This is a genomic window from Ruegeria sp. CDSC002 (assembly GCF_059610905.1).
Genome location: NZ_JBXWOM010000014.1, coordinates 1 through 23,271 on the forward strand (window position 1 = coordinate 1; position 23,271 = coordinate 23,271).

Here is a 23,271-nt window from a genome sequence, read left to right on the forward strand (position 1 = left end):
TATTGCGGAACTGGCGGATGCATGTCGCACTTCTTGATTGAAGAGGAGGTTCATTCATTGCTCAATCAAGGCTGGACTGTTGTTGATTTTGGGCGTCAACGCGTTGTCGTGGCAGATATTCATGGATCCAATTGCTACGGAGTAAACCCAACGCCTTGCGTCACGGCCAGTGTTTGGGATGCGGAAGCTACGACGTGGCGCTCGTCTGCTGGTGATTGGGAGTAAACTGCAATTGGGCACCGCAGATAAGCCTGAGAGCCTGTTTGTTCGATGGGTTCTCCGTAGCATGCAAAGTTATGGGCAAATCGTGCAAAGTTATGCGGAAATATCGCGCAGAGTTATTGGCGAGCTTCCAAGATTTTCTTTAATGAAATCAACGTCGGAAATGCCCGTTATGCGCAAACCTACAAAAATCCTAGAAATCCAGGTTCTCCACGCTCAGAGCATTTTGCTGGATAAACTCGCGGCGTGGTTCCACCACGTCGCCCATCAGTTTGGTGAATAGGTCATCCGCTTCAACCATGTCGTCCACCCGCACCTGCAAAAGCGTACGTGCGTCCGGGTCCAGCGTTGTTTCCCAGAGCTGATCCGGGTTCATCTCACCCAGACCTTTGTAGCGCTGCAGCGACAGGCCCTTTTCACCTTCTTCCAGAATGGCGCGCAACAGATCCAGCGGGCCGTGAATTGCCTGCGACCGGTCGCGACGGACCAGCGTTGCCGGAGTGTTGTAGATCTCTTGCAGGCTTTGGGTAAAGCTGCCGGTCTTGCGCGCCTCGCCCGAGCGCAGCATCGGACCGTCCAAGGTACGCACCTCTTCCACGCCGCGCAAAATACGGGCAAGACGAATTCCGTGATCCTGTGTGATCCGGCCCTGCCAACCGCGTTCGTATTCCAGCGCAATCAGGTCGAGACGCGCGGCGACTTTGTCTGCAACGCCTTGCAAATCCGCATCAACCGCGCCCGGCACAAAGGCACCTGCAACGGCGGCCTGTTCCAGGATGTGGCGTGGATAATGGGTTGGGAAGGCGTCCAAGACGCGCTTCAACTGACGCGCTTCGTCGACAATGCGCGTCAGATCCTGACCCAGGATCTCTTCGCCAGAACCGAGCTTCAGCACGGCCCCTTCGACGCCTTGGTTGACCAGGTATTCATCCATCGCGGCCTGATCTTTCAGGTACACTTCGGATTTTCCGCGCGCCACTTTGTAAAGCGGCGGTTGGGCGATGTAGAGATAACCGCCCTCAATCAGCTCAGGCATTTGCCGGTAGAAAAACGTCAACAGCAATGTTCGGATATGCGCACCGTCGACGTCCGCATCGGTCATGATGACGATTTTATGATAGCGCAGTTTTTCGATATTGAACTCGTCTCGCCCGATCCCGGTGCCCAGCGCCATGACGAGGTTGCCGATTTCCTGAGATGACAACATCCGGTCAAACCGTGCACGTTCAACGTTCAGGATTTTACCCTTGAGAGGCAAAATTGCCTGAGTTTGCCGATCGCGGCCCGTTTGCGCTGAGCCGCCCGCGGAATCACCCTCAACCAGGAAGACTTCGGTTTTGGTCGGGTCCTTTTCCGAACAATCCTTGAGCTTGCCAGCCAGAAAATTCACATCCATCGCCGTTTTGCGGCGGGTCAGCTCGCGCGCCTTGCGAGCCGCTTCACGGGCCAGAGCGGCCTCGATAATTTTGCCAACGATAATCTTGGCCACGTTCGGATTTTCTTCGAACCATTCAGCCAGCTTTTCGTTCATCAGACCTTCGACTGCAGGGCGCACTTCGGATGACACCAGCTTGTCCTTGGTCTGGGACGAGAATTTAGGGTCGGGGACTTTGACTGACAACACACAGGTCAGACCCTCGCGCGCATCGTCGCCAGTAAAGCTGACCTTTTCCTTTTTCGCGATCCCGCTGGTCTGGGCGTAGTTGTTGATGGTCCGGGTCAGCGCACCGCGGAAACCGGCAATATGGGTTCCGCCATCGCGCTGTGGGATGTTGTTGGTGAAGGGCAGGACTGTCTCGTGATAGCTGTCATTCCACCACATGGCGATTTCGACACCGATATCGTCGCGCTCACCCTTGATATAGATCGGTTCGGGCATTGCGGAGGTCTTGGAGCGATCCAGGTATTTGACGAATTCCTTGACGCCGCCTTCGTAAAACAATTCGGTCTCTAACCGTTCTGCCGGGCGTTCATCAATCAGAATGATCCGTACACCCGAGTTCAGGAAGGCCAGTTCGCGCAGACGCTTTTCCAGCGTCTCGAATGAATATTCCAGGTTTGAGAATGTATCCAACGACGCCAGAAACCGCACTTCGGTTCCGGTCCGATCACCGCACTCAGCGACAACTTTCAGATGCTCGACCGTCTCACCACCTTCGAACCGTGCAACGTGCTCCTTACCATTGCGCCAGACACGCAATTCCAGCCAGTTGGACAGTGCGTTCACCACCGAAACGCCCACGCCGTGCAGACCGCCGGACACCTTGTAGGAATTGCTGTCGAACTTGCCGCCGGCATGCAGCTGGGTCATGATCACTTCGGCTGCGGACACACCTTCTTCGGGGTGAATATCGACGGGAATTCCGCGACCATTATCGCTGACCGAGACGCTGGAATCCGCGTGGATTTTGACGGTTACATGGTCCGCGTGACCGGCCAGCGCTTCGTCAATCCCATTGTCAACGACCTCATACACCATATGGTGCAGACCCGAGCCATCGTCCGTATCCCCGATATACATGCCGGGGCGCTTTCGAACTGCCTCTAACCCTTTGAGAACTTTGATGGAATCTGCACCGTATTCCTGGGGTGCCTGTGCGTCTTCGGACATGCCGTCAGTACCTATATTATTTTGGTAACTTATACGTTTTCTGGGGGGGATTGTCACGCGCTACCCCAACATTTTGTGTCGGTCTTGCGTGATTTAGTTTCTTTCGGCAGCTGACTGCCGAATCCCTACAAACGGTCGATATCGGCCGCTATATCCGCTGCGATTTCATGGGCGTCGACATCACTGCGCTCGGCCGACAAACGCAGCCCCAAAAGGTCAGATTGATAACGCGTCGCCAGCCGGTTCGGATCGTGGCTTAGGGCGATATCCCCGGCCTCTTGCGCCTGACGGAACAGCTCTGCAAAGCAGGCCTTCATCTCGGACATGAGAACACCCGCCCGACCGGCGAGCTCGTGATCCTTGGCCTGCAATTCAGCGTAGGTCTTGGCCAACATACAAGCCTTCGCGGGCGCTCCGCTTGCCTCGATAACCAAACGCGGCTGCGCTTTCAAAGCCTCGAGCGGACCTACCCGGTCAGCCATTGCCCGCAGCCGCGCAACACCCTCTTGCGCGTAGCGGTCCAACGCCAGCCCGTACAGCGCGTCCTTTGACCCAAAAGCCGCGTAAAAACTGCCGGGTTTCAACTTCAACTCGCGCTCAAGGTCTTTCAGGGATGTGCCAGCCCAACCCTGACGCCAGAAGATATCCCTGGCCCGGGCAATCAGGTCATCTCGGTCATATTCGGGTTTGCGTGGCATAAACTTCACCAATTCTTGAACGATTGCTCAAATATATACTTGAGTGATCACTCAAGAAAGACTATTTCTGCCTTACCCGCCAGAAAAGGAGTTCCAACATGGCCAATTTCCCGTCACATGATCTCGAATCCGCCCCCGAAGGGTCCAAACCGCTACTGGAAAAATCGCAAGCCGCTTTTGGCCGCCTGCCCGGCCTGCACAAGGTCATGGCCGAAAGCCCCCAGCATCTGGAAGGCTATCAGGTGCTGCATGGCCTGTTCATGCAGACCGACTTCGACAATGATGAGAAAACCGTCGTCTGGCAGACCATCAATGTGGAAAACGAATGCCACTATTGCGTGCCCGCTCATACCGGCATCGCCAAGATGATGAAGGTTTCCGACGAAATCACCGAAGCCCTGCGCAATGAAACCCCGCTACCTTCGGCCAAGCTTGAAGCACTGCGCACCTTCACCCTGCAAATGATGGAAACCCGCGGCAACCCGACCGAAGCACAGCTGCAGGCGTTCTTTGATGCGGGCTACTCTCACCGCGCTGTGTTGGATGTGGTGCTGGGCCTCGCGCAAAAAACCATGTCGAACTACGTGAACCACATGGCAAAAACCCCGGTCGACGAGGTCATGCGCGGCTTCCTGTGGGAACGAAAGGTCGGCGAGCCGGCCTAAGCGGACACGACCGAGCCCTCCGAGCCATCACTCACGATCAAGGATTGGGCCCGGTCGCCCAGTTCCGCAAACAGCTCAGGCCCGGTGCCCGTCATCCAGGCCTGAGCACCCAGCGCAGAAATCTCATCATACAGCGCCGCGCGCCGATCCGCGTCCAGATGCGCCGCCACCTCGTCCAACAACACGATCGGGGGCGCGCCGATCATACTCGCCAAGGCTCGTGCGTTCGACAGGATCAATGAGACCAACAAAGCCTTCTGCTCACCGGTCGAACAATCCTTGGCCGGAACGCCCTTGGCAGCGAACACCCCGTACACGTCCGACCGATGCGGCCCCACCAGCGTACGCCCAGCCGCCAAATCCCGGAACCGGCTTTCACTTAGTGCTTCGCGCAGATCCGCTTCTGTTTCCGGCATCGCACCTTCGGTCTGTACCAGCTCCAATTCCGCAGATGGAAACGCAGTTTCCGCCTGATCCTGCGCCGCGCGCAGATGATCCAGCGCCGAAAGCCGCGCCGCGTGAATACGATACCCCGTCTCCGCCATCTGCGCTTCAAGTGCTGCATACCAATGCGCATCGCGTACCTGCTCTTTCAGCAGACGGTTCCGTTCGCGCATGGATTTTTCATAGGTCAAAGATGCTTCAGCATGGGCCGGATCGAAACTCAGCGCGATCCGGTCCAGAAAACGCCGGCGCCCTTCGGCCCCCTCGATCCAAATCCGGTCCATCGACGGGATCAACCAGACAATTCGCGCCAGCTTGCCCAGATCAATCTGGCTGGACGCCTTGCCATCAATGCGAATCTGCCGCGCGACACCGCCCTCGGACCAGGTTTCTATCTCGTATTGTCGCCCCTGCGCCTGCAGCACCCCGGACAGTTTCCAACCTAGCGCCTCGGGGCGTCGGGTCATCTCGGCCGCGCTGGCCCGCCGCATTCCGCGACCGGGAGAAAACAGGGACACCGCTTCCAGGATGTTGGTCTTGCCCGCCCCGTTCGGCCCGTGAATCGCAACAGGCCGACCATCCAAAGACAGTCGCGCCAGCTTGTGGGACCGAAAATGCGAGACGGTAAGCTCGGTCAGGGCCAAACCCATGACCCCTCCCTTCATCTTTTCAAAAATACTCCTGCCGGAGGCATCGCACGTCCGTGGGATCAGACGCGCATCGGCATGACGACGTATACCGCGCTCAGATCATTGCCTTCGCGCATCAGGGTCGGATCAGCCGCTGAATTGAACAGGAACACAGCGTTCTCACGATCCACCTGAGAGGCGATTTCCAGCAGGTACTTGGCGTTGAATCCGATCTCCAGCCGCTCGTCGCCATAGGCCACGGCCAGTTCTTCCTCGGCCGCGCCGCTATCCGGGGCATTGACGGAAAGCACCAGTTTATCTGTATCCAGCTGCAGCTTTACCGCTCGAGACCGCTCAGAGGACACTGTTGCAACCCGATCTACCGCCTTTGCGAATTCGGCCGCATCGACTTCCAGCTGGCGCGTATTGCCCTGAGGAATCACACGTGTGTAATCCGGGAAGGTCCCGTCGATCACTTTTGAGGTCAGCGTGATGTCCGGGGTTGCAAAGCGCACCTTCGTTTCACTGACCGACACTGCGATATCCATCTCATCGTCGTCCAGCAGCTTGCGCAGTTCGCCTACGGTTTTGCGCGGTACGATCACGCCGGGCATGTCTGCAGCGCCATCCGGCAGATCCGCGTCGATGCGTGCCAGGCGGTGGCCATCGGTGGCCACACAGCGCAGCACCTTGCCGCCTTCGGACCCGTCGGCCACATGCATATAGACGCCGTTCAGATAGTACCGGGTCTCTTCGGTCGAGATGGCGAATTTCGACTTATCGAACAACCGGCGCAGCAAGGCTGCCGAGGCGGTAAAGTTCGATTGGTATTCCGAAGACGCCATCACAGGGAAGTCTTCCTTTGGCAGCGTCGCCAATGAGAAATTCGACCGGCCTGCTTCAACCGTCAGACGCCCTGCGGCGCTGTCGGCGGTCAGTGTCACCAACGCTCCATCGGGCAGTTTGCGCACGATCTCATGCAACGTCGTTGCGGCCACCGTTGTGGCCCCGGCCTTTTCGACCTGTGCGGGCGCTTTGTCGACAACTTCGATATCCAAGTCGGTCGCCCGGAACATGGCCTGATCGCCCTCGGCTTCGATCAAAACGTTGGCAAGTATGGGAATGGTGTTGCGACGTTCGACAACAGATTGGGCCTGGGAAACGGCCTTGAGAAGGGTGCCGCGTTCGATGCTGATCTTCATACCCTTAATTCCTCTGACTTGCGTGCCGAAATGGGCGGGACTGGCACGTTAGCGGTTCCGCCCTGAGGCACAAGGATTTTTTATGGATTTCTCGGTCGGATTGCCCAAAGCGTCAAGGGCCGCGTGGCCCTGCAAGCACAGTTCATTTCCAACCGTGGAAAATAGCGCACAAGAAAACGCCCCGGGCGTGAGGGTCCGGGGCGTTTCTCAAGTGATATGAGTAGGAGCTCAGGCTTCCAGCGCGCGCCGCAGCATTTCCACATCTTCGGCAATCTGGCCGTCCGTGGTTTTCAGCTCTTCGATGCGTTTTACGCCGTGCATGACAGTCGTGTGGTCACGTCCTCCGAACCGGCGCCCGATTTCCGGCAGGGACCGGCTGGTTAGTCGCTTGCACAGATACATCGCAACCTGACGCGGGCGGGCATAAGACCGCAGGCGTTTAGGTCCGATGATGTCGGACAGGCGGATGTTGTAATAGTCCGAAACCTTGCGCTGAATCTCTTCGACAGTGATCTTGCGCTCGGATGCGCGCAGCACATCGGCCAGACAGTCCTGCGTCAGCTCCATGTCGATCTCGCGCCCCACCAACGAGGCAAAAGCGAACAGACGGGTCAGAGCACCTTCCAGCACGCGAACATTGGTCGAGATCCGGTGCGCCAGGAATTCCAGGACACCATCGGCAATTGTCAGGTCGGGATATGTGCTGCTGTACTGCTGCACCTTGTTTTGCAGGATGCCCAGGCGCAGTTCATAGTCGGTTGGGTGCAAATCGACCACCAGACCACATTGCAGACGCGATTTCACCCGATCCTCTAGGTCCTTGATCTCACCCGGGGCGCGGTCGGCCGAGATGATGATCTGCTTGTTCTGGTCCACCAGTGCATTGAATGTGTGGAAGAACTCTTCCTGCGTCGAATCTTTGCCCGCGATGAACTGCACATCGTCCACCATCAACACGTCAACCGACCGGAACAAATGTTTGAAGTCCATCATCCGGCGCTCGCGAAGGGCCTGCACGAAACGGTACATGAACTGTTCCGCCGACAAATATAGCACGTTCAACTCGGGGTGTTTTGTTTTCAGCTCCCATGCGATGGCATGCATCAGGTGCGTCTTACCCAGACCAACGCCACCGTAAAGAACCAGCGGGTTGAAGGTCACAGGACCACCTTCAGACACACGACGCGCCGCGGCATGGGCCAATTCGTTGGGTTTACCAACAACAAAACTGTCGAAGGTAAAGCGGGAATCCAATGGCGCGGCCTGCAAGGATTCAAACGCGCCATTCGCGGCTTCCATCTGCGGCGCAACAGGTGCATCCCGCACAACAGTCGGCTCGGATTCGGTGTCTACTTTAGGGCGCGCCGGTGAGTTAGCAGCGACGCGAAAGGCCAGTCGTTGAACCGTTTCCCCTGCGGTGTTCATCTCATACAGTATGAGATCCGCAAAGTTCTGACTGACATAGTTGCCCATGAAATTAGTCGGCACGGAAAACACCGCTACGCCGTCCTGCAACTCTTGGAATTCAAGAGGTTCAATCCAGGTCGTGTAGTTGTTTTTTCCGATAGCCTTGAGCAACTTGTTACGTAGTAGTCCCCATTTCTCTTGTGTCATTAAGCGCCTCACGCATCCCATTCTTTATTGGCCTGTCGGCCTTATTGCTATTTTCCGGTTGCCCGGATTATGCTTTCACACGCAAAGGGATACACGACGCCAAACCGCAGAAGTTTGGCGGGTGTGTTTTAGAAAGTCCGCACATCCCTACTTGCCGGCGCTCCATACCCGGAACGCCCTGAAAACAGGGTTGCGCAACGCAATCTCAAATTCGACAGGGCTTGGTTCCCTGGTGACCCAAGGACCGCAGCAGATTAGCAAACCAGTTGCCAACATTCGTTCCTGACCGTCCTGATGCCCGTCAGTCTAGTCGTTGGAACAGCCTGTCCCCCCAAGCGAGTGAATCGCTGTAACAGTGGTAGCAAGAGGCCAAGGCATCCGGCAACGAAACTCTGATATTGACTCGTATCTTTCGCCGAAAGAATCTCTCGGCTTTGTGAAGGCGCGGCTTTCCGGCAACAGCAAAAAAAAAGCGCCGCAGGACGCGGCGCATTTTCTATCATTTCACCTTGTTTGGTTGACCCGAGGTCAACCCAGGCCTTAGCCCAGCGCTTTTACACGAGCCGACAGACGCGACATTTTACGCGACGCGGTGTTCTTGTGGAAAACGCCTTTTGTGACGCCACGCATCAGTTCAGGCTGAGCTGCGCGCAGTGCTGCGGTTGCAGCGTCCTTGTCGCCGGATGCGATCGCTTCTTCTACCTTACGCAGGTAGGTGCGGATGCGCGAACGACGTGCTTTGTTGATTGCGAAACGGCTCTCGTTCTGACGAGCGCGTTTTTTTGCTTGGGGCGAATTAGCCATGTGTGTCTCTGACCTTTGGTTCGGTACGTTGTCTAGGGTTGCGCGCCACGGAATATCCACACCAGATCAGAAATCACGAGTGTGAGTCGGGCCAAGCGGGCCGCACGCGCATGTATGGTGGCGGTTACTACCCAAGTTGGCCGGGTTTGCCAAGGCGATTCTTTTGATGCGCATAGCTGGTATGAAAAAGGCGGGCAAAGGCCCGCCGGTTTCGATTTGATCAGGGAACCGCTTATTTGTCGCGGAATTGCGCGGCGCGTTTTTCCAGGAACGCGGCCATACCTTCTTTTTGATCCTCGGTCGCGAACATTGAATGGAACACGCGGCGTTCGAACAGCATGCCTTCGCTCAGCGGCAGCTCATAGCTGCGGTTCACCGACTCCTTGGCTGCCATAGCGGACAGTTGGGATTTTTCGGCAATCTTCTGGGCTGCGCCCATCGCCTCATCCATCAGCTTCTTGGCGGGAACGACGCGGCTGACAAGGCCAGCGCGTTCAGCTTCTTCTGCGTCCATGAAACGGCCGGTCAGGTTCATGTCCATGGATTTGGACTTGCCGACAAACCGCGTCAGACGCTGGCTGCCCCCAAGCCCGGCAATGACGCCAAGATTGATCTCAGGTTGGCCAAATTTGGCAGTGTCCGCTGCGATGATGAAATCGCACAACATCGCAAGTTCGCACCCGCCGCCCAACGCATATCCGGCTACGGCAGCGATGATGGGCTTGCGGATCGCGCACACGCGGTCGTTCAGAGCACCAAACAGGTTCGAGCTGTAAACGTCCACAAAGCTCATCTCGGACATTTCCTTGATGTCCGCGCCCGCAGCGAACGCCTTGTCCGACCCGGTGATGACGATGCAGCGCACTTTGTCGTTGCTATCCGCATCTTCCAATGCCGAGCACAATTCCTGCGCCAGTTGTGAGTTCAGCGCGTTCAGCGCATCGGGCCTGTCGAGCTTGATAAGGGCGACGTGGTCTTCGATTTCGACGATGATCGTCTCAAAAGCCATGAGGTGAAAGCTTCCGGTTGTTCCGTTCAGGTACGATTCCTTACCACGCGCATTCGCTGGATCAAGCTATCTTTGGCATTGCGCACAGTAGAAGGATGAGCGACCGGACTGGGTGATTCTTTTGATTGGAGCCCCACATCCGTCAGTCCTGCAGGGTTCTCCCTCACGGCCATAGACGTCAAAGCTGTGCTGAAAATATCCAAGTTCTCCATCGGCTTGGCGGAAATCGCGTAGGGAAGATCCACCTGCTTCGATGGCGTCCTGCAATACCTTCCTGATGATCGGAACAAGTGCTGCGACTCGGGTCGCAGAAATTTGGCCGGCTTTGCGACGTGGCGACACTCCGGCTCGAAATAGCGCCTCGCACACGTAGATATTGCCCAGGCCAGCCACGATTCCCTGATCCAGCAGCGCCGATTTGATCGGAGTGTTCTTTCCCCGAAACGCATCGATCAGATGTTGTTCGTGAAAATCATTACCCAAAGGTTCAGGCCCGAGGACAGACAGCAGCTTGTGATCGTCCGCAGTTGCTGTCTGCAATAGGTCCATCGCACCAAACCGGCGCGGATCGTTGAACGTGACACGTGCGCCATTGGCCATGTGAAAGACCACATGGTCATGTTTTTGGGTTATCGGATGTTCATGCACGAATTGCCCAAGCGGATCGCCGGATACGGTCATCCGGCCTGACATGCCCAAATGGATCAACAAGGTTTCACCACTGCTGAGATCGGCAAGAATGTATTTTGACCGACGACGCAATTTTTGAACCGTCTGCCCGGTCAACCGCTCGGCCATCCGTTCAGGGAAAGGCCAGCGCAGATCGGGGCGATTCACATCTGCCCGGTCGATCACCACGCCTTCCATCGCTGGGCTCAGGCCGCGTCTTACTGTCTCGACCTCGGGCAATTCCGGCATTACACGGCTCCTATTCCAAAGGGCCGCATTGTGCCCCGGTTCCAGAGCCCTATAACAGAGGCGAAATTCGAAAAACGGCAAGGCTAATGTCCGACAACAGCGACAAGACCACTCATTTTGGGTTCGAAACCGTACGTGAGGCTGAAAAGGCCGGGCGTGTACAGGGCGTGTTTAACTCGGTCGCCTCGAAATATGACGTGATGAACGATGTCATGTCGATGGGCATTCACCGGGTCTGGAAAGACGCGATGATGGACTGGCTTGCGCCGCGCCCAGGCCAGCGCCTGCTGGATGTCGCAGGTGGCACCGGAGATATCTCGTTCCGCTTTTTGAAACGCGCGGGCTATGGCCATGCTACCGTGCTGGACCTGACCGAACCGATGTTGGTCGAAGGCCGACAGCGCGCCGAGGCCGACCAGATGGCCGACAGCCTGAACTGGGTGGTCGGCGACGCGATGGCTCTGCCCTTCGACGACAACACATTCGACGTCTACACCATCTCGTTTGGCATCCGGAACGTGACCCGCCCGCAGGAGGCCCTGAACGAAGCATTCCGTGTGTTGAAACCCGGCGGCCGACTGATGGTGCTGGAATTCAGTCAATTGCCTAATGACGGGCTGCAAAAGCTCTACGATCTTTACAGCTTCAACGTCATCCCGCGTATGGGGAAACTCATCGCCAATGACTACGACAGCTATCAATACTTGGTCGAATCGATCCGCAATTTCCCGGATCAGGAAACGTTTCTGGGCATGGTCCGCGCGGCCGGATTTGAAAATGCCAAGTACCGCAACCTGAGCATGGGCATCGCCGCGCTGCATTCCGGCTGGAAAATCTGATGCGCGGACCACACAACATCATTCGCCTGATCCGCACAGGCGCCACTCTTGAGCGCACAGGCGCCATGAACGTTGTGCTGGACGCGTTCGAGGCTCCGCGCGCACTGCGGTTTCTGGCGCATGCTTTGGGAAAACCGTTCCAATGGCTGGGTTACAAAGGCGATCCTGACATGCCCCCCGCGACAAGGGCGCTGACGGCGCTTGGACCGGCATACATCAAGTTTGGTCAGGTATTGTCGACCCGTCCCGATGTGGTCGGGGATGAGTTGGCCGAACAATTGCGCGTGCTGCAGGACAAGCTTCCCCCGTTTTCCCGCTCCGAAGCTATGGCCGAAGTGGAAAAAGAACTGGGTCAGCCAGTTTCTGAAATCTTCAGCGAATTCAGCGAACCCATCGCTGCTGCATCCATTGCTCAGGTCCACAAGGCCAAGCTGGTCAGCACCGGCGAAGACGTAGCGGTCAAAGTTCTGCGCCCAAACATTGAACGCGCCTTCCGCAAGGATGTAGACGCATTTTATTTCGCCGCACGCATCGTGCAGCTATTCGCCCCCGGTGCGCGCCGCCTGCGCCCGATGGAGGTGATCGAACATTTCGACGGCGTCGTACGCGGCGAGCTCGACCTGCGGCTGGAAAGCGCTGCCGCGTCGGAATATGCGGCCAACACCAAGAACGACGCAGGTTTCTGGCTGCCCCCTGTCGTCTGGTCCCTGTCAGCCCGCCGCGTGATGACGCTCAGCTGGGCCGACGGAGTTCCACTGGGCGACAATGCCGCGCTGGACGCCGCCGGGCACGACCGTGGCGATCTGGCGGAACGCGTGCTGCGCTTGTTCCTGCTGCACGCACTTCGAGACGGTTTTTTCCACGCTGACATGCATCAGGGCAACCTGAAGGTCGCGGCCAATGGGGACATCATTGCCTACGACTATGGCATCATGGGTCATATCGACGAATATACCCGCCGGGTTTATGCCGAGATCCTCTTTGGCTTTATTCGCCGCGACTACAAACGCGTGGCCGAAGTGCATTTCGAAGCTGGCTATGTTCCTGCCGACAGGGACGTCGACGAGTTTGCCCGCGCCTTGCGCGCGGTCGGCGAGCCTATCTTTGGCATGGATGCCACTCATATTTCGATGGGACGCCTACTGAATTACCTGTTCGAGGTGACAGAACGGTTCGGCATGGAAACCCGCACGGAACTGATCCTGCTGCAACGGACAATGGTGGTCGTCGAAGGCGTGGCGCGGTCGCTGGACTCGCACATCAACATCTGGGAAGTCGCCCGCCCGGTTGTCGAAGATTACATCAAGCAATCCATCGGCCCCCGCGCAGCACTACGGGATTTTGGCAAAACCGCCATGGTACTGGCCCGCTTTGGCCCGCGCCTGCCCGCTTTGGTGGAAAATGCGCTGATCGCGCAGACGCATAAGGACGACACTCAAAACAGAGGCCTATCGGCGGCCATTCTTCCGGCAGCCATCGGCGCCGCTGCTGGCGCCGCAATTGTCCTGCTCCTGACAGCCTTCACCTAACGCAAATCCGCCAGCTTCACCTGGCCAAAAATATCCTCGGGGGAAATCCCGCAAGCGTGATGGGGGGGGCAGACAGCCCCCCTACCCGATCCGGATTAGATTCGCTCGAAGGCAATGGCGATACCCTGTCCGCCACCAATGCACATCGTGACCAAGCCCTTCGACCCCCCGATGCGTTCCAACTCATACAACGCCTTAAGGGTGATGATCGCGCCTGTAGCGCCCACCGGGTGCCCCAAAGCAATTGCCCCCCCGTTCGGATTCACCTTGGCGGCATCCAGCCCCAGTTCTTTGTTTACGGCCAAGGCTTGCGACGCGAAGGCCTCGTTGCTTTCGATCACATCGAAATCCTCGATCGACAGGCCCGTACGCGCCAATAGGTTCTGTACAGCCGGAACCGGTCCGATCCCCATAACCTCGGGACGGACACCAGCGTGACCATATCCCAGAATGCGCGCCTTGGGTTTCAAGCCAGCCTTTTCGGCAGCTTCTGTCGTTGCCAGAACCATCGCGGCTGCACCGTCGTTGATCCCTGATGCGTTACCAGCAGTCACCCGACCGTCCTTCTTGAACGCCGGGCGCAGACCTGCCAGCGCCTCGGCCGAGGTCTGCTTGGGGTGTTCGTCGACCGTGAAATCGACCATGTCGCGTTTGACTTTGACCTGAACCGGCGCGATCTGGCTTTCAAAATAGCCAGCCCCAATCGCAGCAGCAGCTCGCGCCTGGCTGGTCAGCGCAAATTCGTCCATTTGCTCACGCGTGATCTGATGTTCATCCGCCACGTTCTCGGCTGTCACACCCATATGACCGGTGCCAAAGGGACAATTCAGGGCACCCAGCATCATATCGAGCGAATTAACATCCCCCATCTTCGCACCCCAGCGCGCCTGAGGAACGATGTAGGGGCTGCGCGACATGCTTTCGGCACCTCCGGCCACGGCAAATTCTGCATCACCCAACATCAGAGACTGCACAGCGGACACAATCGCCTGCGCTCCCGACCCGCACAGGCGGTTCACATTCATCGCAGGTGTTTCGTTCGGAATGCCCGCTTGTTTTGCGGCGGCGCGCGACAGGTACATATCGCGTGGCTCGGTGTTGATCACGTGGCCAAAAACAACGCTGCCGATCTGGGTCGGTTCGACCCCTGAACGTTCCATCGCCGCTTCCGTCACCACGGTCGCAAGATCAATCGGCGCGGTTGATGCCAGCGCCCCGCCAAAAGTACCAATCGCGGTGCGGGCACCATCAAGAATCACGATGTCTTTCATGTCTCTACTCCTCCGGAATTTGACGGCACTATGCATCTGCGGCATCAGGCTGTCCCATGGAACGTACCGTCACAAGCAGAATTGACATATGACGGACAAACGCGCATGAGATTCCGTCATGACGGAAAACCCAGATGATATCCTGACACGCCTGCCCGCACGCCTGAAAGAGGCCCGCAGAGCCAAGGGCCTGTCGCTTGAAGCCGTGGCAAATCTTAGCGGCGTATCCAGATCGATGGTCAGTCAGATCGAGCGGGGCGAAAGCAGCCCAACGATCTCGACCCTGTGGAACCTAACCCGTGCGCTACAGGTGGATTTCGCGGGTCTTCTGGAGGAAGCGAACAGCACGAACCAGATCGAAGTCCTTAGGAAATCCGAGGTGCCCAGTATCGACAACATGGGCCAAAACTGCCGGATTCGCATTCTTTCACCGCCCGAGGAAGCAGGTGGTCACGAGGTCTACGATATTGAGTTCGACAAAGACGGCGCTCTAAACAGCCAGCCCCACGCCCGTGGAGCACGAGAGCAGCTGACCGTGCTGGAAGGTGCCGTTCGTGTGACCTCCGGTACGGCTGTCAGTGATCTGCAGATGGGTGATACCGCACGCTATGCGGCGGATGTCGCGCATTCGATTGTTGCCAACGGGGCAGCGCGGGTCTTCCTGATCGTTAAAAACGCCTGACACCTGCAAAATCCGTATTCGCGGAAATTTTTCCCGTATATTGTAATTCCCCTATTTGGGAATTATATCCGCTATGTTAGATATGCGACTCAGACAAACGGAGACCGCCATGGCTGATGCATTCCTGTCCCACATAACGGACACCCTCGCGCAGATCGAATCTGAGGGTCTGTACAAACGCGAACGAATGATCACCTCGCCTCAGGGAGGTGAGATTACGGTGGGCGGTAAGCAGGTGATCAACTTGTGCGCCAACAACTATCTGGGTCTGGCTGATCACCCCGCGTTGATCGAGGCCGCCAAGGGTGCGATGGAACCCAAGGGGTTCGGCATGGCCTCGGTCCGGTTCATCTGCGGCACGCAGGACATTCACCGAGAGTTGGAGCAGAAGCTGGCAAAGTTTCTGAACAAGGATGATTCGATCCTGTTTGCAGCGTGCTTTGACGCCAATGGCGGGCTGTTCGAGCCCTTGTTAGGGTCTGAAGACGCCATTATCTCGGACAGCCTGAATCACGCCTCGATCATCGACGGTGTGCGGCTGTGTAAAGCCAAGCGCTACCGCTACCTGAACAATGACATGAACGATTTGGAGGCCTGGCTAAAGCAGGCGCGTGAGGATGGGGCGCGGCATATCATGATCGCGACCGATGGCGTGTTCTCGATGGATGGCTATCTGGCCAACCTGCCGAAAATTCGCGAATTGGCCGATTTATATGACGCCATTGTCATGGTCGATGACTGTCACGCCACCGGCTTCATGGGACCGAGGGGTGCAGGAACACCGGATCATTTCGATGTCGACGTCGATATTCTGACGGGAACCTTGGGCAAGGCACTTGGGGGGGCAATCGGCGGCTATATCGCCGGGCCGCAGCCAGTGATTGATCTGCTACGGCAGCGGGCGCGGCCCTATCTGTTCTCGAATTCGCTGCCACCTTCCATCGTCGCCGCAGCAATTGAGGCAATCCGTCTGGTTGAAGAGGGCGACATGCTGCGTGCCCAACTGGTCGGCAATGCCAAATACTGGCGCGCGGGGCTTGAGAAGCTGGGCTTCGATCTGCTGCCCGGTGAGCATCCGATCATCCCTGTCATGCTGGGAGAAGCAACGCTGGCGCAAGAAATGGCGTCGCGACTGTTTGACGAAGGTGTCTATGTCTCGGGCTTCTTTTTTCCCGTCGTCCCGCGTGGGCAAGCAAGGATCAGAACCCAAATGAATGCGGCTCTAACAAAGGATGAATTGGACCGTGCACTGGCAGCCTTTGGTAAGGTCGGCAAGGAATTGGGAGTGATCTGATGCGACCCAACACAATGAAAGCTCTGGAAAAGTCCAAACCTGAAGAAGGTCTTTGGATGGTGCAGGCCCCTGTGCCTGAAATTAATGCGGACGAGGTTCTGATCCGCATCAACAAAACCGGCATCTGCGGGACAGATATCCACATCTGGAATTGGGATGACTGGGCCGCGGCCACAGTGCCAATTCCGATGATTACCGGCCACGAGTTTGCGGGTGAGATCGTCGAGATCGGCCGCAATGTGTCCGGTCTGGAGATCGGCCAGCGTTGTTCTGGCGAGGGCCACCTGATCACCAACGACAGCCGCCAAAGCCGAGCCGGGAAGTTTCATCTGGATCCGGGCACCCGTGGGATCGGGGTCAACGAACAAGGTGCCTTTGCCCAATACCTGAAACTACCCGCTTTTAATGTGGTACCCTTGCCCGAGGACGTGCCAGACGAGATCGGAGCCATCCTCGACCCCCTCGGCAACGCAGTGCACACCGCGCTCAGCTTTGATCTGCTGGGTGAGGATGTTCTGATCACCGGCGCGGGCCCCATCGGTATTATGGCTGCCGCAGTCGCGCGCCATGCCGGGGCGCGGCATGTGGTGATCACAGATATCAACCCGGATCGTCTGAGACTGGCCGAACACGTCGTGCCGACCCTGCGGACGGTGGATGTCAGCAAGGAAGACCTGCAGGACGTCATTGCCGAACTCGGCATGCAGCAGGGGTTCGATGTGGGCTTGGAAATGTCCGGCTCACAAGCTGCGCTGGACCAGATGGTCGAGGCTCTGGTGATGGGCGGCAAGATCGCTTTGCTGGGTATTCCGCCCGGAAAGTCTCCGGTGGACTGGTCCCGCATCGTGTTCAAAGCGATTACCATCAAAGGCGTTTATGGGCGCGAAATGTTCGAGACCTGGTACAAAATGATTGCGATGCTGCAGAACGGTCTGGATGTCAGCCGGGTCATCACGCACCACATGAAAGTCGACGATTTCGCCGAAGGCTTTGCCGCGATGAAATCCGGCCAATCCGGCAAAGTGGTTCTGGACTGGACTTAACGCTCTGGAAGTGCGCTGATTTAGACCCTAAACAGGGGCGAACTCATGCGTTTGGAGGAGCAAATGGGCGATAAGGATCATCGGTATCTTGAGCGTGGAATCGAGGACACTCTGGTCACCGATTTCGCGGAAACCCATCGTAAGAGCTATGGCGATTTTCTGCAGCTCAAAACCCTGCTGAACTTGCAAAAGACCTTTCAGGACCCTGCGCAGCCGGATGAAATGCTGTTCATCGTCATCCATCAGGTCAGCGAGCTGTGGCTGAAACTGATGCATCACCAACTGGTCGAGGTGCGCCGGTTCCTGCAACAGGATGAATTCGGCCCCGCGATGAAGAACCTCGACCGGGTCAAGGCGATTCAGCGCCAGCTGATCTCGGCTTGGGAGACGTTGCTGACCATGACGCCGGCCGACTACATGACCTTCCGCGAGGCATTGGGCAGTTCGTCGGGCTTCCAAAGCTACGGCTATCGTCAGATCGAATTTATTCTGGGCAACAAAGATGCCTCGACCCTGAAAGTGCACGAACATGACGCCGAGGTCATGAGCTTACTGAATGCCGCGCTGACAAAACCGTCCTTGTATGACGAGGTGCTGCATATGTTGTCCCGTCAAGGTTTCGATGTGCCCGATGATTTACTGAACCGGGACTATGCGCAGCCTTATTCCGGCGACAACCGCGTGGTGAAGATATGGGGGCAGGTGTTCCGCAACACGGACCGTTATTGGGATCTTTATGCGCTAGCCGAAAAGCTGATGGACGTCGAATCCCTGTTCCAACGCTGGCGTTTTGACCATGTCACGGCTGTGGAACGTGTCATCGGCAACCAACCCGGCACGGGTGGATCCAGCGGCGTGTCCTTTCTGCGCAAGGCCCTGGATTTACGCTTCTTCCACGACCTCTACGATGTGCGCACCGAATTGATGTATGCGGGGCAGGAGTAGGCGATGCTGTATCGAGGGTTCTCTCAGGATGAGCTGGAGCGTGAATACGCCCCTAGTTCGATGATCGGTGGCGATCTGACACCCTATCTAGACAGCTATACCGCACTCAGCGCGCAGCACCGGGCGAGGATGGACGTGAAGGAAAACGTCGCCTATGGCGATTCGCCGGCGCAAGTGCTGGATTTCTTTCCCGCGAAAGGAGCAGGTGCCCCTCTGCACGTCTTTGTTCACGGCGGATATTGGCAAGCGCTCAGCCAACGCGAATCGGCGATGATGGCCCCTGCACTGATTGAGGCCGAGCAATCCTTTGCCACGTTGAATTACACGCTGGCCCCGGATGCGCGGCTGGATCAGATGGTCAACGAATGCCGCGATGCCCTACTTTGGCTGGCAGAGAACGCGTTCAATTTGGGCTTTGATCCGTCGCGGATCACCCTATCGGGACACAGTGCAGGCGCGCATCTGGTGGCCATGGTCATGGCGACCTCGGCGGATGCGTTGGCCCGCGCGGGATTGCGCGTGCGCGATGTTATCCTGATCAGCGGCGTCTATGATCTGGAACCGATCAGCCTGACCTCGGTGAATGACCCACTGCAGCTGACCCCGGTCGAGGTACATGATCTGTCCCCGATCCTGCACCTGCCACCCCCCGGTCCTCGCTATCACGTGACAGTGGCGGAACGGGACACGCCGGAATTCATCCGCCAAAGTCGCGATTATGCGGAAGCCCTGCGCAAAGGCGGGCATTCGGTCAGTTTCGATTTGCTAAAGGGCATGCAGCACTTCGATATCATCATGCATCGAGGTACGTTTTTGCCGGTAAATCGGTAGTCAAAGGCATTGAAAATCAACTGATTTGGTATTTTCCCCGGAAATTAGCACGACCATTACAAACCTTACCTTTGTTGCCAAGCTTCGAACGCCCTGTTTGATCCCAAAGTGCTCAATCCCGAGCATAGTTCCAATGTCGGCTTTGGTTATCTCTGCTTGCCAAAACTCACACCGATAGCTTTGGTTCGAAGGTCGTTAGAAAGTCCTGCTAGCCACACTGGGAAAGTGACCCCCGTGACCCGGAAATGGGCCAAAGTTTCGCCCGAATGCTGACACAAGCTGTCAACGATGTGGTTCTGGGCCGAAACTCTATGATTCTAAAACGCTTCTTTCGCTACCTCCTTTCCGCGATAGTCGCGTCTATCGCCGTGGCAATTCTCATCGCGGTGGTTTGGATTGGCTATTTTGCGTATTTGGTGTTTACCGCTCCGACGCACAGTGAGAGGGTCGAGGCTGAGCGGGCAGAGAAAATCCGCAGGAAAGCCGAGGAGTGGACGAATTTCTGCGCGCAGTACGACTGCGATGACATACCAGAAGGATATGTCGTAAAGAACATCGGGCAGGAGACCCTAAACCTAATCCACTATGCCCAGCCGGTTACCGGAGACACCTGTCGGTTAACGACTGATAGCTATGATGAAACCGAATACTTAGACGGCAAGGTGCTCCGTGGGGCGGCTTTGAACCATCGCGCGAACCCCTATTTTGTCAAGTGTGCAGATCGCACCATGCCCTTTACCAGATGGGAAGATTACATTGTTTTCTACAGAGGGCAGTTTGGGGCTGAAGAACCTAATCGTAATAACGTCTTTCGTGAGGTTTTGGGCCCGGCGTGGTTTTGGGAGGGTGACCCCAAACCCACCCATGCCTCGCTGCGCGCGTTCTTGCGTCCCGCTTCGCAAGACTTCGATATTATTGGCCACAGCTCACTTGAGAACCAGCTCCGTGTTTACTTGTCAAAATCCCGTATGTTTCAGGGTCGATATGTCGTGCTGTTCTGTAATGACAGGTGCGACATGCAAACCGTCAGCTTTGCGGAGGATGAAGGCTTGAATACGCTCCATTTCAAACAGCTGATTCAATTCTCTTTGCGTGGTTGGGATTGCAGCGCCTTCACCAATGGCGCGTTCACCGAACTATGGAAGTGTGGCCCCCCGATGGAGGGTCACCTCGACTCCATGGCGAACTACATTCGCTTTCTAGATCAAGCTGTAGACGCTGCGCGCCGCCGACCGCTTCCGAAGTTGCAATAGGGTGTTTGCATTTCGATCCACTGGATAGGATCGTTTGAACAACCCTAAAATGTGTTACCTTCAAGAGCGGTCGTTCATTTTCTTCGAGCGAACGACAGCATTGTCCGCACAGCCGACCTTGAAGGCAGACTCATCTCATAATTAGGACAGGATTGTAAAACGCACCGTACTGACTGGATTCAGAAAATCTCATACGTACAATCAAAGGCTCTCAATCATTCGCAAAAAAAACAGCGGCCCAATTGAGCCGCTGTTTCCAAACTCTCATTCCGAACCGGATCAATCCAGCGTGCGGGTGACCTCTTCGCGCTCGAAGATTTCGATCACGTCGCCTGCACGGATATCGTCGTAATTCTCGAACGCCATACCGCATTCCTGACCCGACTGGACCTCGGCCACTTCGTCCTTGAAGCGTTTCAGCGTCTTCAGCGTGCCTTCGTGGATCACCACGTTGTCGCGCAGCAGGCGGACACCTGCGGAACGACGCGCCACGCCTTCGGTGACCAGACAGCCAGCAACTTTGCCGACGCCTGTAACCTTGAAGACTTCGCGGATCTCGGCGTAACCGATGAACTTTTCGCGAATCTCGGCGCTCAGCAGGCCGGATGCGGCGGCTTTCACGTCGTCCACAAGGTCATAGATTACCGAGTAGTAGCGGATTTCCACGCCCTTCTGGTTCGCGGTGTTCCGCGCCGACGCATTGGCACGCACGTTGAAGCCCAGGATCGGCGCACCGGATGCTTCGGCAAGGCCGACATCGGTTTCGGTAATCGCACCTACGCCCGAGTGCAGCACGCGCACGCGTACCTCGTCGTTGCCGATCTTCTCCATCGCCTGAACGATGGCCTCAGCCGAGCCCTGAACGTCTGCTTTCATCAGAATTGGCAGTTCGTTGACGTTCTCGTCTTCCTTGGCCTTCTGCATCAGCTGCTCAAGGGTCGTTGCGGCGCCAGCGGCAGCGCGTTTGTCCTTGGCGGCCTGTTCGCGGTATTCGGCGATCTCGCGGGCCTGTGCTTCGGTCTCGGTCACGTTCAGAACGTCGCCAGCCTCGGGCGTGCCGTTCAGACCCAGAACCTCGACTGGAACCGAGGGGCCAGCTTCCTTGACGCGTTCACCCTTGTCGTTGATCAGCGCACGGACTTTACCGTATTGCTCACCCACGACGAAGATGTCGCCCTGACGCAGCGTGCCGTTCTGAACCAGAACAGTAGCGACCGGGCCGCGACCCACGTCCAGCTGTGCCTCGATCACGGCACCCTGGGCGGCGCGATTCGGGTTGGCTTTCAGCTCCAGAATCTCGGATTGCAGCGCGATGGCTTCCAGCAGCTCATCCAGACCCTGACCGGTGATGGCAGAGACTTCGACGTCCTGAACCTCACCCGACATTTTCTCGACGATGACTTCGTGCTGCAGCAGATCGGTGCGCACCTTGTCCGGGTTCGCGCCCGGCTTGTCGACCTTGTTGATCGCCACGATCATCGGCACTCCGGCCGCTTTCGCGTGGTTGATCGCCTCGACCGTCTGCGGCATCACCGCGTCATCGGCGGCAACAACCAGAACCACGATATCCGTGACCTGAGCACCGCGCGAGCGCATCGAAGTAAAGGCCGCGTGGCCCGGCGTATCCAGGAATGACAGCGTGGTGCCGCTATCGGTTGTCACCTGATAGGCACCGATGTGCTGAGTGATGCCACCCGCTTCGCCTGCCACAACCCGCGCATCGCGGATCGCATCCAGCAGCGAGGTTTTGCCGTGGTCAACGTGACCCATGATGGTGATGACCGGCGGACGCGATTTCAGATCTTTGTCGTCGTCTTCGACCTCTTTGATGACGTCCTCGACATCCGAATCAGAGACACGGGTCACTTTGTGACCGAATTCTTCGATGATCAGCTCGGCGGTATCGGCATCAATGGTCTGGTTCTGCGTGACCATCATGCCCATGTTCATCAGCGATTTGACAACGTCTGCCACACGCTCGGCCATACGGTTGGCCAGCTCTGACACCGTGATCGCCTCGGGCAGCTGTACGTCGCGGATTACCTTTTCGCGCTCGACCGTACCACCCATGGCTTTCTGACGCGCCCGCTCCTGCTTGCGTTTCATCGCCGCCATAGAGCGGTGACGATTACCTTCCCCGCCCGTTGCCTGACCCAGTGTCAGCTTGCCGGACCGGCGGTTGTCATCACGGCCTTTGCCACGATTTCCGCGCTGTTCACGCTCGCGATCGTTTTTCCGCGGCGTTGCAGCCGGTGCAGGCTTGTTGGCCGGGCTGCGCGGAGCAGCCGCCTTGGGCTCTGCCGGTGCAGCCGGAGCAGCTGCGCGTTGGGCCGCTATTTCAGCCTCTTTGCGCTTGCGATCTTCTTCTTCGGCTTTGGCACGTGCGCGCTCTTCGGCCTCACGCTGTTCGCGTTCCTTAGCCTCTTGCTCCGCACGACGACGGGCGCGTTCTTCTTCACGCGCTTTTTCAGCTGCCTCGCGGGCGGCGGCTTCTTCGACCTCGCGGGCCTTCGCGGCCTGCAGCGCCTTCATCCGGCGGGCCATCTCCGCATCGGAAATCCCGGCAGGGCGGCGCGACGGATCACCCGAGGGCGTTGCTCCGCCACCTGGCTTGCCGGCACCCGGCTTGGGAACCACCACGCGCTTGCGTTTGGTCTCCACCACGACATTCTTGGTACGTCCGTGGCTGAAACTTTGTTTCACATTTCCGGGGCGTGCCCCGCCACGAAGACCCAATGTCTTTTTGCCGTCATTATCGCTCATAAAGC

Annotated in this window: 19 protein-coding genes and 1 pseudogene; 10 read left to right on the top strand and 10 right to left on the bottom strand. The window is 57.3% G+C overall.

The features are described 5' to 3' along the window. A pseudogene (locus AC2FJE_RS20545) lies at window positions 1-225 on the top strand (hypothetical protein); the annotation flags it as partial. 190 nt (window positions 226-415) lie between these two features. Here AC2FJE_RS20545 and gyrB read toward each other — a convergent pair. Beyond that, window positions 416-2,833: a DNA topoisomerase (ATP-hydrolyzing) subunit B gene (gyrB, locus tag AC2FJE_RS20550; protein ID WP_058272964.1), complete on the bottom strand. Its 2,418-nt coding sequence runs from the start codon at window positions 2,831-2,833 to the stop codon at window positions 416-418. Between the two features lie 125 nt (window positions 2,834-2,958). After that, the gene (locus tag AC2FJE_RS20555; protein WP_496758043.1) at window positions 2,959-3,531 is read right to left on the bottom strand and encodes a TetR/AcrR family transcriptional regulator; all 573 of its coding nucleotides are present in this window, start codon (window positions 3,529-3,531) and stop codon (window positions 2,959-2,961) included. A gap of 98 nt (window positions 3,532-3,629) precedes the next feature. Between AC2FJE_RS20555 and AC2FJE_RS20560 the strand changes: the two genes are divergently transcribed. After that, complete coding sequence (locus AC2FJE_RS20560) at window positions 3,630-4,196, top strand: carboxymuconolactone decarboxylase family protein (protein WP_108861618.1); 567 nt, start codon at window positions 3,630-3,632, stop codon at window positions 4,194-4,196. Here AC2FJE_RS20560 and recF read toward each other — a convergent pair. The 6 genes from recF to mutM form a co-directional block, all read right to left on the bottom strand. After that, window positions 4,193-5,290, bottom strand: coding sequence for a DNA replication/repair protein RecF (gene recF / locus AC2FJE_RS20565; protein ID WP_282170893.1), 1,098 nt, complete (start codon window positions 5,288-5,290; stop codon window positions 4,193-4,195). The two genes, AC2FJE_RS20560 and recF, sit on opposite strands and share 4 nt — an antisense overlap. Before the next feature lie 59 nt (window positions 5,291-5,349). Next, entirely contained in the window at window positions 5,350-6,471 is a 1,122-nt protein-coding gene (dnaN, locus tag AC2FJE_RS20570; RefSeq protein ID WP_058272968.1) for a DNA polymerase III subunit beta, read from the bottom strand. Window positions 6,472-6,699: 228 nt separating this feature from the next. Next, complete coding sequence (gene dnaA, locus AC2FJE_RS20575; RefSeq protein ID WP_058276502.1) at window positions 6,700-8,085, bottom strand: chromosomal replication initiator protein DnaA; 1,386 nt, start codon at window positions 8,083-8,085, stop codon at window positions 6,700-6,702. 540 nt (window positions 8,086-8,625) lie between these two features. Next, a complete protein-coding gene (gene rpsT / locus AC2FJE_RS20580) occupies window positions 8,626-8,889 on the bottom strand; it encodes a 30S ribosomal protein S20 (protein WP_058272970.1) in 264 nt (87 codons plus the stop codon). Window positions 8,890-9,121: 232 nt separating this feature from the next. After that, window positions 9,122-9,898: an acryloyl-CoA hydratase gene (gene acuK, locus AC2FJE_RS20585; protein WP_058276503.1), complete on the bottom strand. Its 777-nt coding sequence runs from the start codon at window positions 9,896-9,898 to the stop codon at window positions 9,122-9,124. Between the two features lie 66 nt (window positions 9,899-9,964). After that, complete coding sequence (gene mutM / locus AC2FJE_RS20590) at window positions 9,965-10,816, bottom strand: bifunctional DNA-formamidopyrimidine glycosylase/DNA-(apurinic or apyrimidinic site) lyase (protein ID WP_109311257.1); 852 nt, start codon at window positions 10,814-10,816, stop codon at window positions 9,965-9,967. 86 nt (window positions 10,817-10,902) lie between these two features. On the opposite strand from mutM, the gene ubiE reads away from it, so the two are divergent. Both ubiE and ubiB read left to right on the top strand, forming a co-directional pair. After that, on the top strand, window positions 10,903-11,655 hold the full coding sequence (gene ubiE / locus AC2FJE_RS20595) for a bifunctional demethylmenaquinone methyltransferase/2-methoxy-6-polyprenyl-1,4-benzoquinol methylase UbiE (protein ID WP_058272973.1): 753 nt from the start codon (window positions 10,903-10,905) through the stop codon (window positions 11,653-11,655). Beyond that, window positions 11,655-13,184 (top strand): 2-polyprenylphenol 6-hydroxylase, encoded by a 1,530-nt coding sequence (gene ubiB / locus AC2FJE_RS20600; protein ID WP_496758040.1) that lies wholly within the window; start codon window positions 11,655-11,657, stop codon window positions 13,182-13,184. Before ubiE ends, ubiB begins: the two co-directional genes overlap by 1 nt. Before the next feature lie 95 nt (window positions 13,185-13,279). Here ubiB and AC2FJE_RS20605 read toward each other — a convergent pair whose 3' ends face one another. After that, window positions 13,280-14,455 (bottom strand): acetyl-CoA C-acyltransferase family protein, encoded by a 1,176-nt coding sequence (locus tag AC2FJE_RS20605; RefSeq protein ID WP_496761421.1) that lies wholly within the window; start codon window positions 14,453-14,455, stop codon window positions 13,280-13,282. Window positions 14,456-14,573: 118 nt separating this feature from the next. Between AC2FJE_RS20605 and AC2FJE_RS20610 the strand changes: the two genes are divergently transcribed. The 6 genes from AC2FJE_RS20610 to AC2FJE_RS20635 all read left to right on the top strand — a co-directional run bounded on the left by AC2FJE_RS20610 (window position 14,574) and on the right by AC2FJE_RS20635 (window position 20,503). Then, on the top strand, window positions 14,574-15,137 hold the full coding sequence (locus tag AC2FJE_RS20610) for a helix-turn-helix domain-containing protein (RefSeq protein ID WP_496761423.1): 564 nt from the start codon (window positions 14,574-14,576) through the stop codon (window positions 15,135-15,137). A 109-nt stretch (window positions 15,138-15,246) separates the two neighbouring features. Continuing rightward, window positions 15,247-16,431 (top strand): glycine C-acetyltransferase, encoded by a 1,185-nt coding sequence (locus tag AC2FJE_RS20615; RefSeq protein ID WP_496761425.1) that lies wholly within the window; start codon window positions 15,247-15,249, stop codon window positions 16,429-16,431. Window positions 16,432-16,445: 14 nt separating this feature from the next. Next, window positions 16,446-17,474 (top strand): L-threonine 3-dehydrogenase, encoded by a 1,029-nt coding sequence (gene tdh, locus AC2FJE_RS20620; RefSeq protein ID WP_282170894.1) that lies wholly within the window; start codon window positions 16,446-16,448, stop codon window positions 17,472-17,474. Window positions 17,475-17,537: 63 nt separating this feature from the next. Continuing rightward, window positions 17,538-18,419, top strand: coding sequence for a tryptophan 2,3-dioxygenase (locus AC2FJE_RS20625; RefSeq protein WP_282120891.1), 882 nt, complete (start codon window positions 17,538-17,540; stop codon window positions 18,417-18,419). Between the two features lie 3 nt (window positions 18,420-18,422). Then, a complete protein-coding gene (locus AC2FJE_RS20630) occupies window positions 18,423-19,250 on the top strand; it encodes an alpha/beta hydrolase (RefSeq protein WP_496758032.1) in 828 nt (275 codons plus the stop codon). Window positions 19,251-19,516: 266 nt separating this feature from the next. Continuing rightward, a complete protein-coding gene (locus tag AC2FJE_RS20635) occupies window positions 19,517-20,503 on the top strand; it encodes a hypothetical protein (protein WP_496761427.1) in 987 nt (328 codons plus the stop codon). A 279-nt stretch (window positions 20,504-20,782) separates the two neighbouring features. Here the strand turns inward: AC2FJE_RS20635 and infB are convergent, their stop codons facing one another. After that, window positions 20,783-23,266, bottom strand: coding sequence for a translation initiation factor IF-2 (infB, locus tag AC2FJE_RS20640; RefSeq protein WP_058272980.1), 2,484 nt, complete (start codon window positions 23,264-23,266; stop codon window positions 20,783-20,785). Between the last annotated feature and the right edge of the window lie 5 nt (window positions 23,267-23,271).

Bases quoted from the DNA above. Each gene is read 5' to 3' on its own strand.
- gyrB (WP_058272964.1), bottom strand. From the start codon at position 2,833: ATGTCCGAAGACGCACAGGCACCCCAGGAATACGGTGCAGATTCCATC.
- AC2FJE_RS20555 (WP_496758043.1), bottom strand. From the start codon at position 3,531: ATGCCACGCAAACCCGAATATGACCGAGATGACCTGATTGCCCGGGCC.
- AC2FJE_RS20560 (WP_108861618.1), top strand. From the start codon at position 3,630: ATGGCCAATTTCCCGTCACATGATCTCGAATCCGCCCCCGAAGGGTCC.
- recF (WP_282170893.1), bottom strand. From the start codon at position 5,290: ATGGGTTTGGCCCTGACCGAGCTTACCGTCTCGCATTTTCGGTCCCAC.
- dnaN (WP_058272968.1), bottom strand. From the start codon at position 6,471: ATGAAGATCAGCATCGAACGCGGCACCCTTCTCAAGGCCGTTTCCCAG.
- dnaA (WP_058276502.1), bottom strand. From the start codon at position 8,085: ATGACACAAGAGAAATGGGGACTACTACGTAACAAGTTGCTCAAGGCT.
- rpsT (WP_058272970.1), bottom strand. From the start codon at position 8,889: ATGGCTAATTCGCCCCAAGCAAAAAAACGCGCTCGTCAGAACGAGAGC.
- acuK (WP_058276503.1), bottom strand. From the start codon at position 9,898: ATGGCTTTTGAGACGATCATCGTCGAAATCGAAGACCACGTCGCCCTT.
- mutM (WP_109311257.1), bottom strand. From the start codon at position 10,816: ATGCCGGAATTGCCCGAGGTCGAGACAGTAAGACGCGGCCTGAGCCCA.
- ubiE (WP_058272973.1), top strand. From the start codon at position 10,903: ATGTCCGACAACAGCGACAAGACCACTCATTTTGGGTTCGAAACCGTA.
- ubiB (WP_496758040.1), top strand. From the start codon at position 11,655: ATGCGCGGACCACACAACATCATTCGCCTGATCCGCACAGGCGCCACT.
- AC2FJE_RS20605 (WP_496761421.1), bottom strand. From the start codon at position 14,455: ATGAAAGACATCGTGATTCTTGATGGTGCCCGCACCGCGATTGGTACT.
- AC2FJE_RS20610 (WP_496761423.1), top strand. From the start codon at position 14,574: ATGACGGAAAACCCAGATGATATCCTGACACGCCTGCCCGCACGCCTG.
- AC2FJE_RS20615 (WP_496761425.1), top strand. From the start codon at position 15,247: ATGGCTGATGCATTCCTGTCCCACATAACGGACACCCTCGCGCAGATC.
- tdh (WP_282170894.1), top strand. From the start codon at position 16,446: ATGAAAGCTCTGGAAAAGTCCAAACCTGAAGAAGGTCTTTGGATGGTG.
- AC2FJE_RS20625 (WP_282120891.1), top strand. From the start codon at position 17,538: ATGGGCGATAAGGATCATCGGTATCTTGAGCGTGGAATCGAGGACACT.
- AC2FJE_RS20630 (WP_496758032.1), top strand. From the start codon at position 18,423: ATGCTGTATCGAGGGTTCTCTCAGGATGAGCTGGAGCGTGAATACGCC.
- AC2FJE_RS20635 (WP_496761427.1), top strand. From the start codon at position 19,517: ATGCTGACACAAGCTGTCAACGATGTGGTTCTGGGCCGAAACTCTATG.
- infB (WP_058272980.1), bottom strand. From the start codon at position 23,266: ATGAGCGATAATGACGGCAAAAAGACATTGGGTCTTCGTGGCGGGGCA.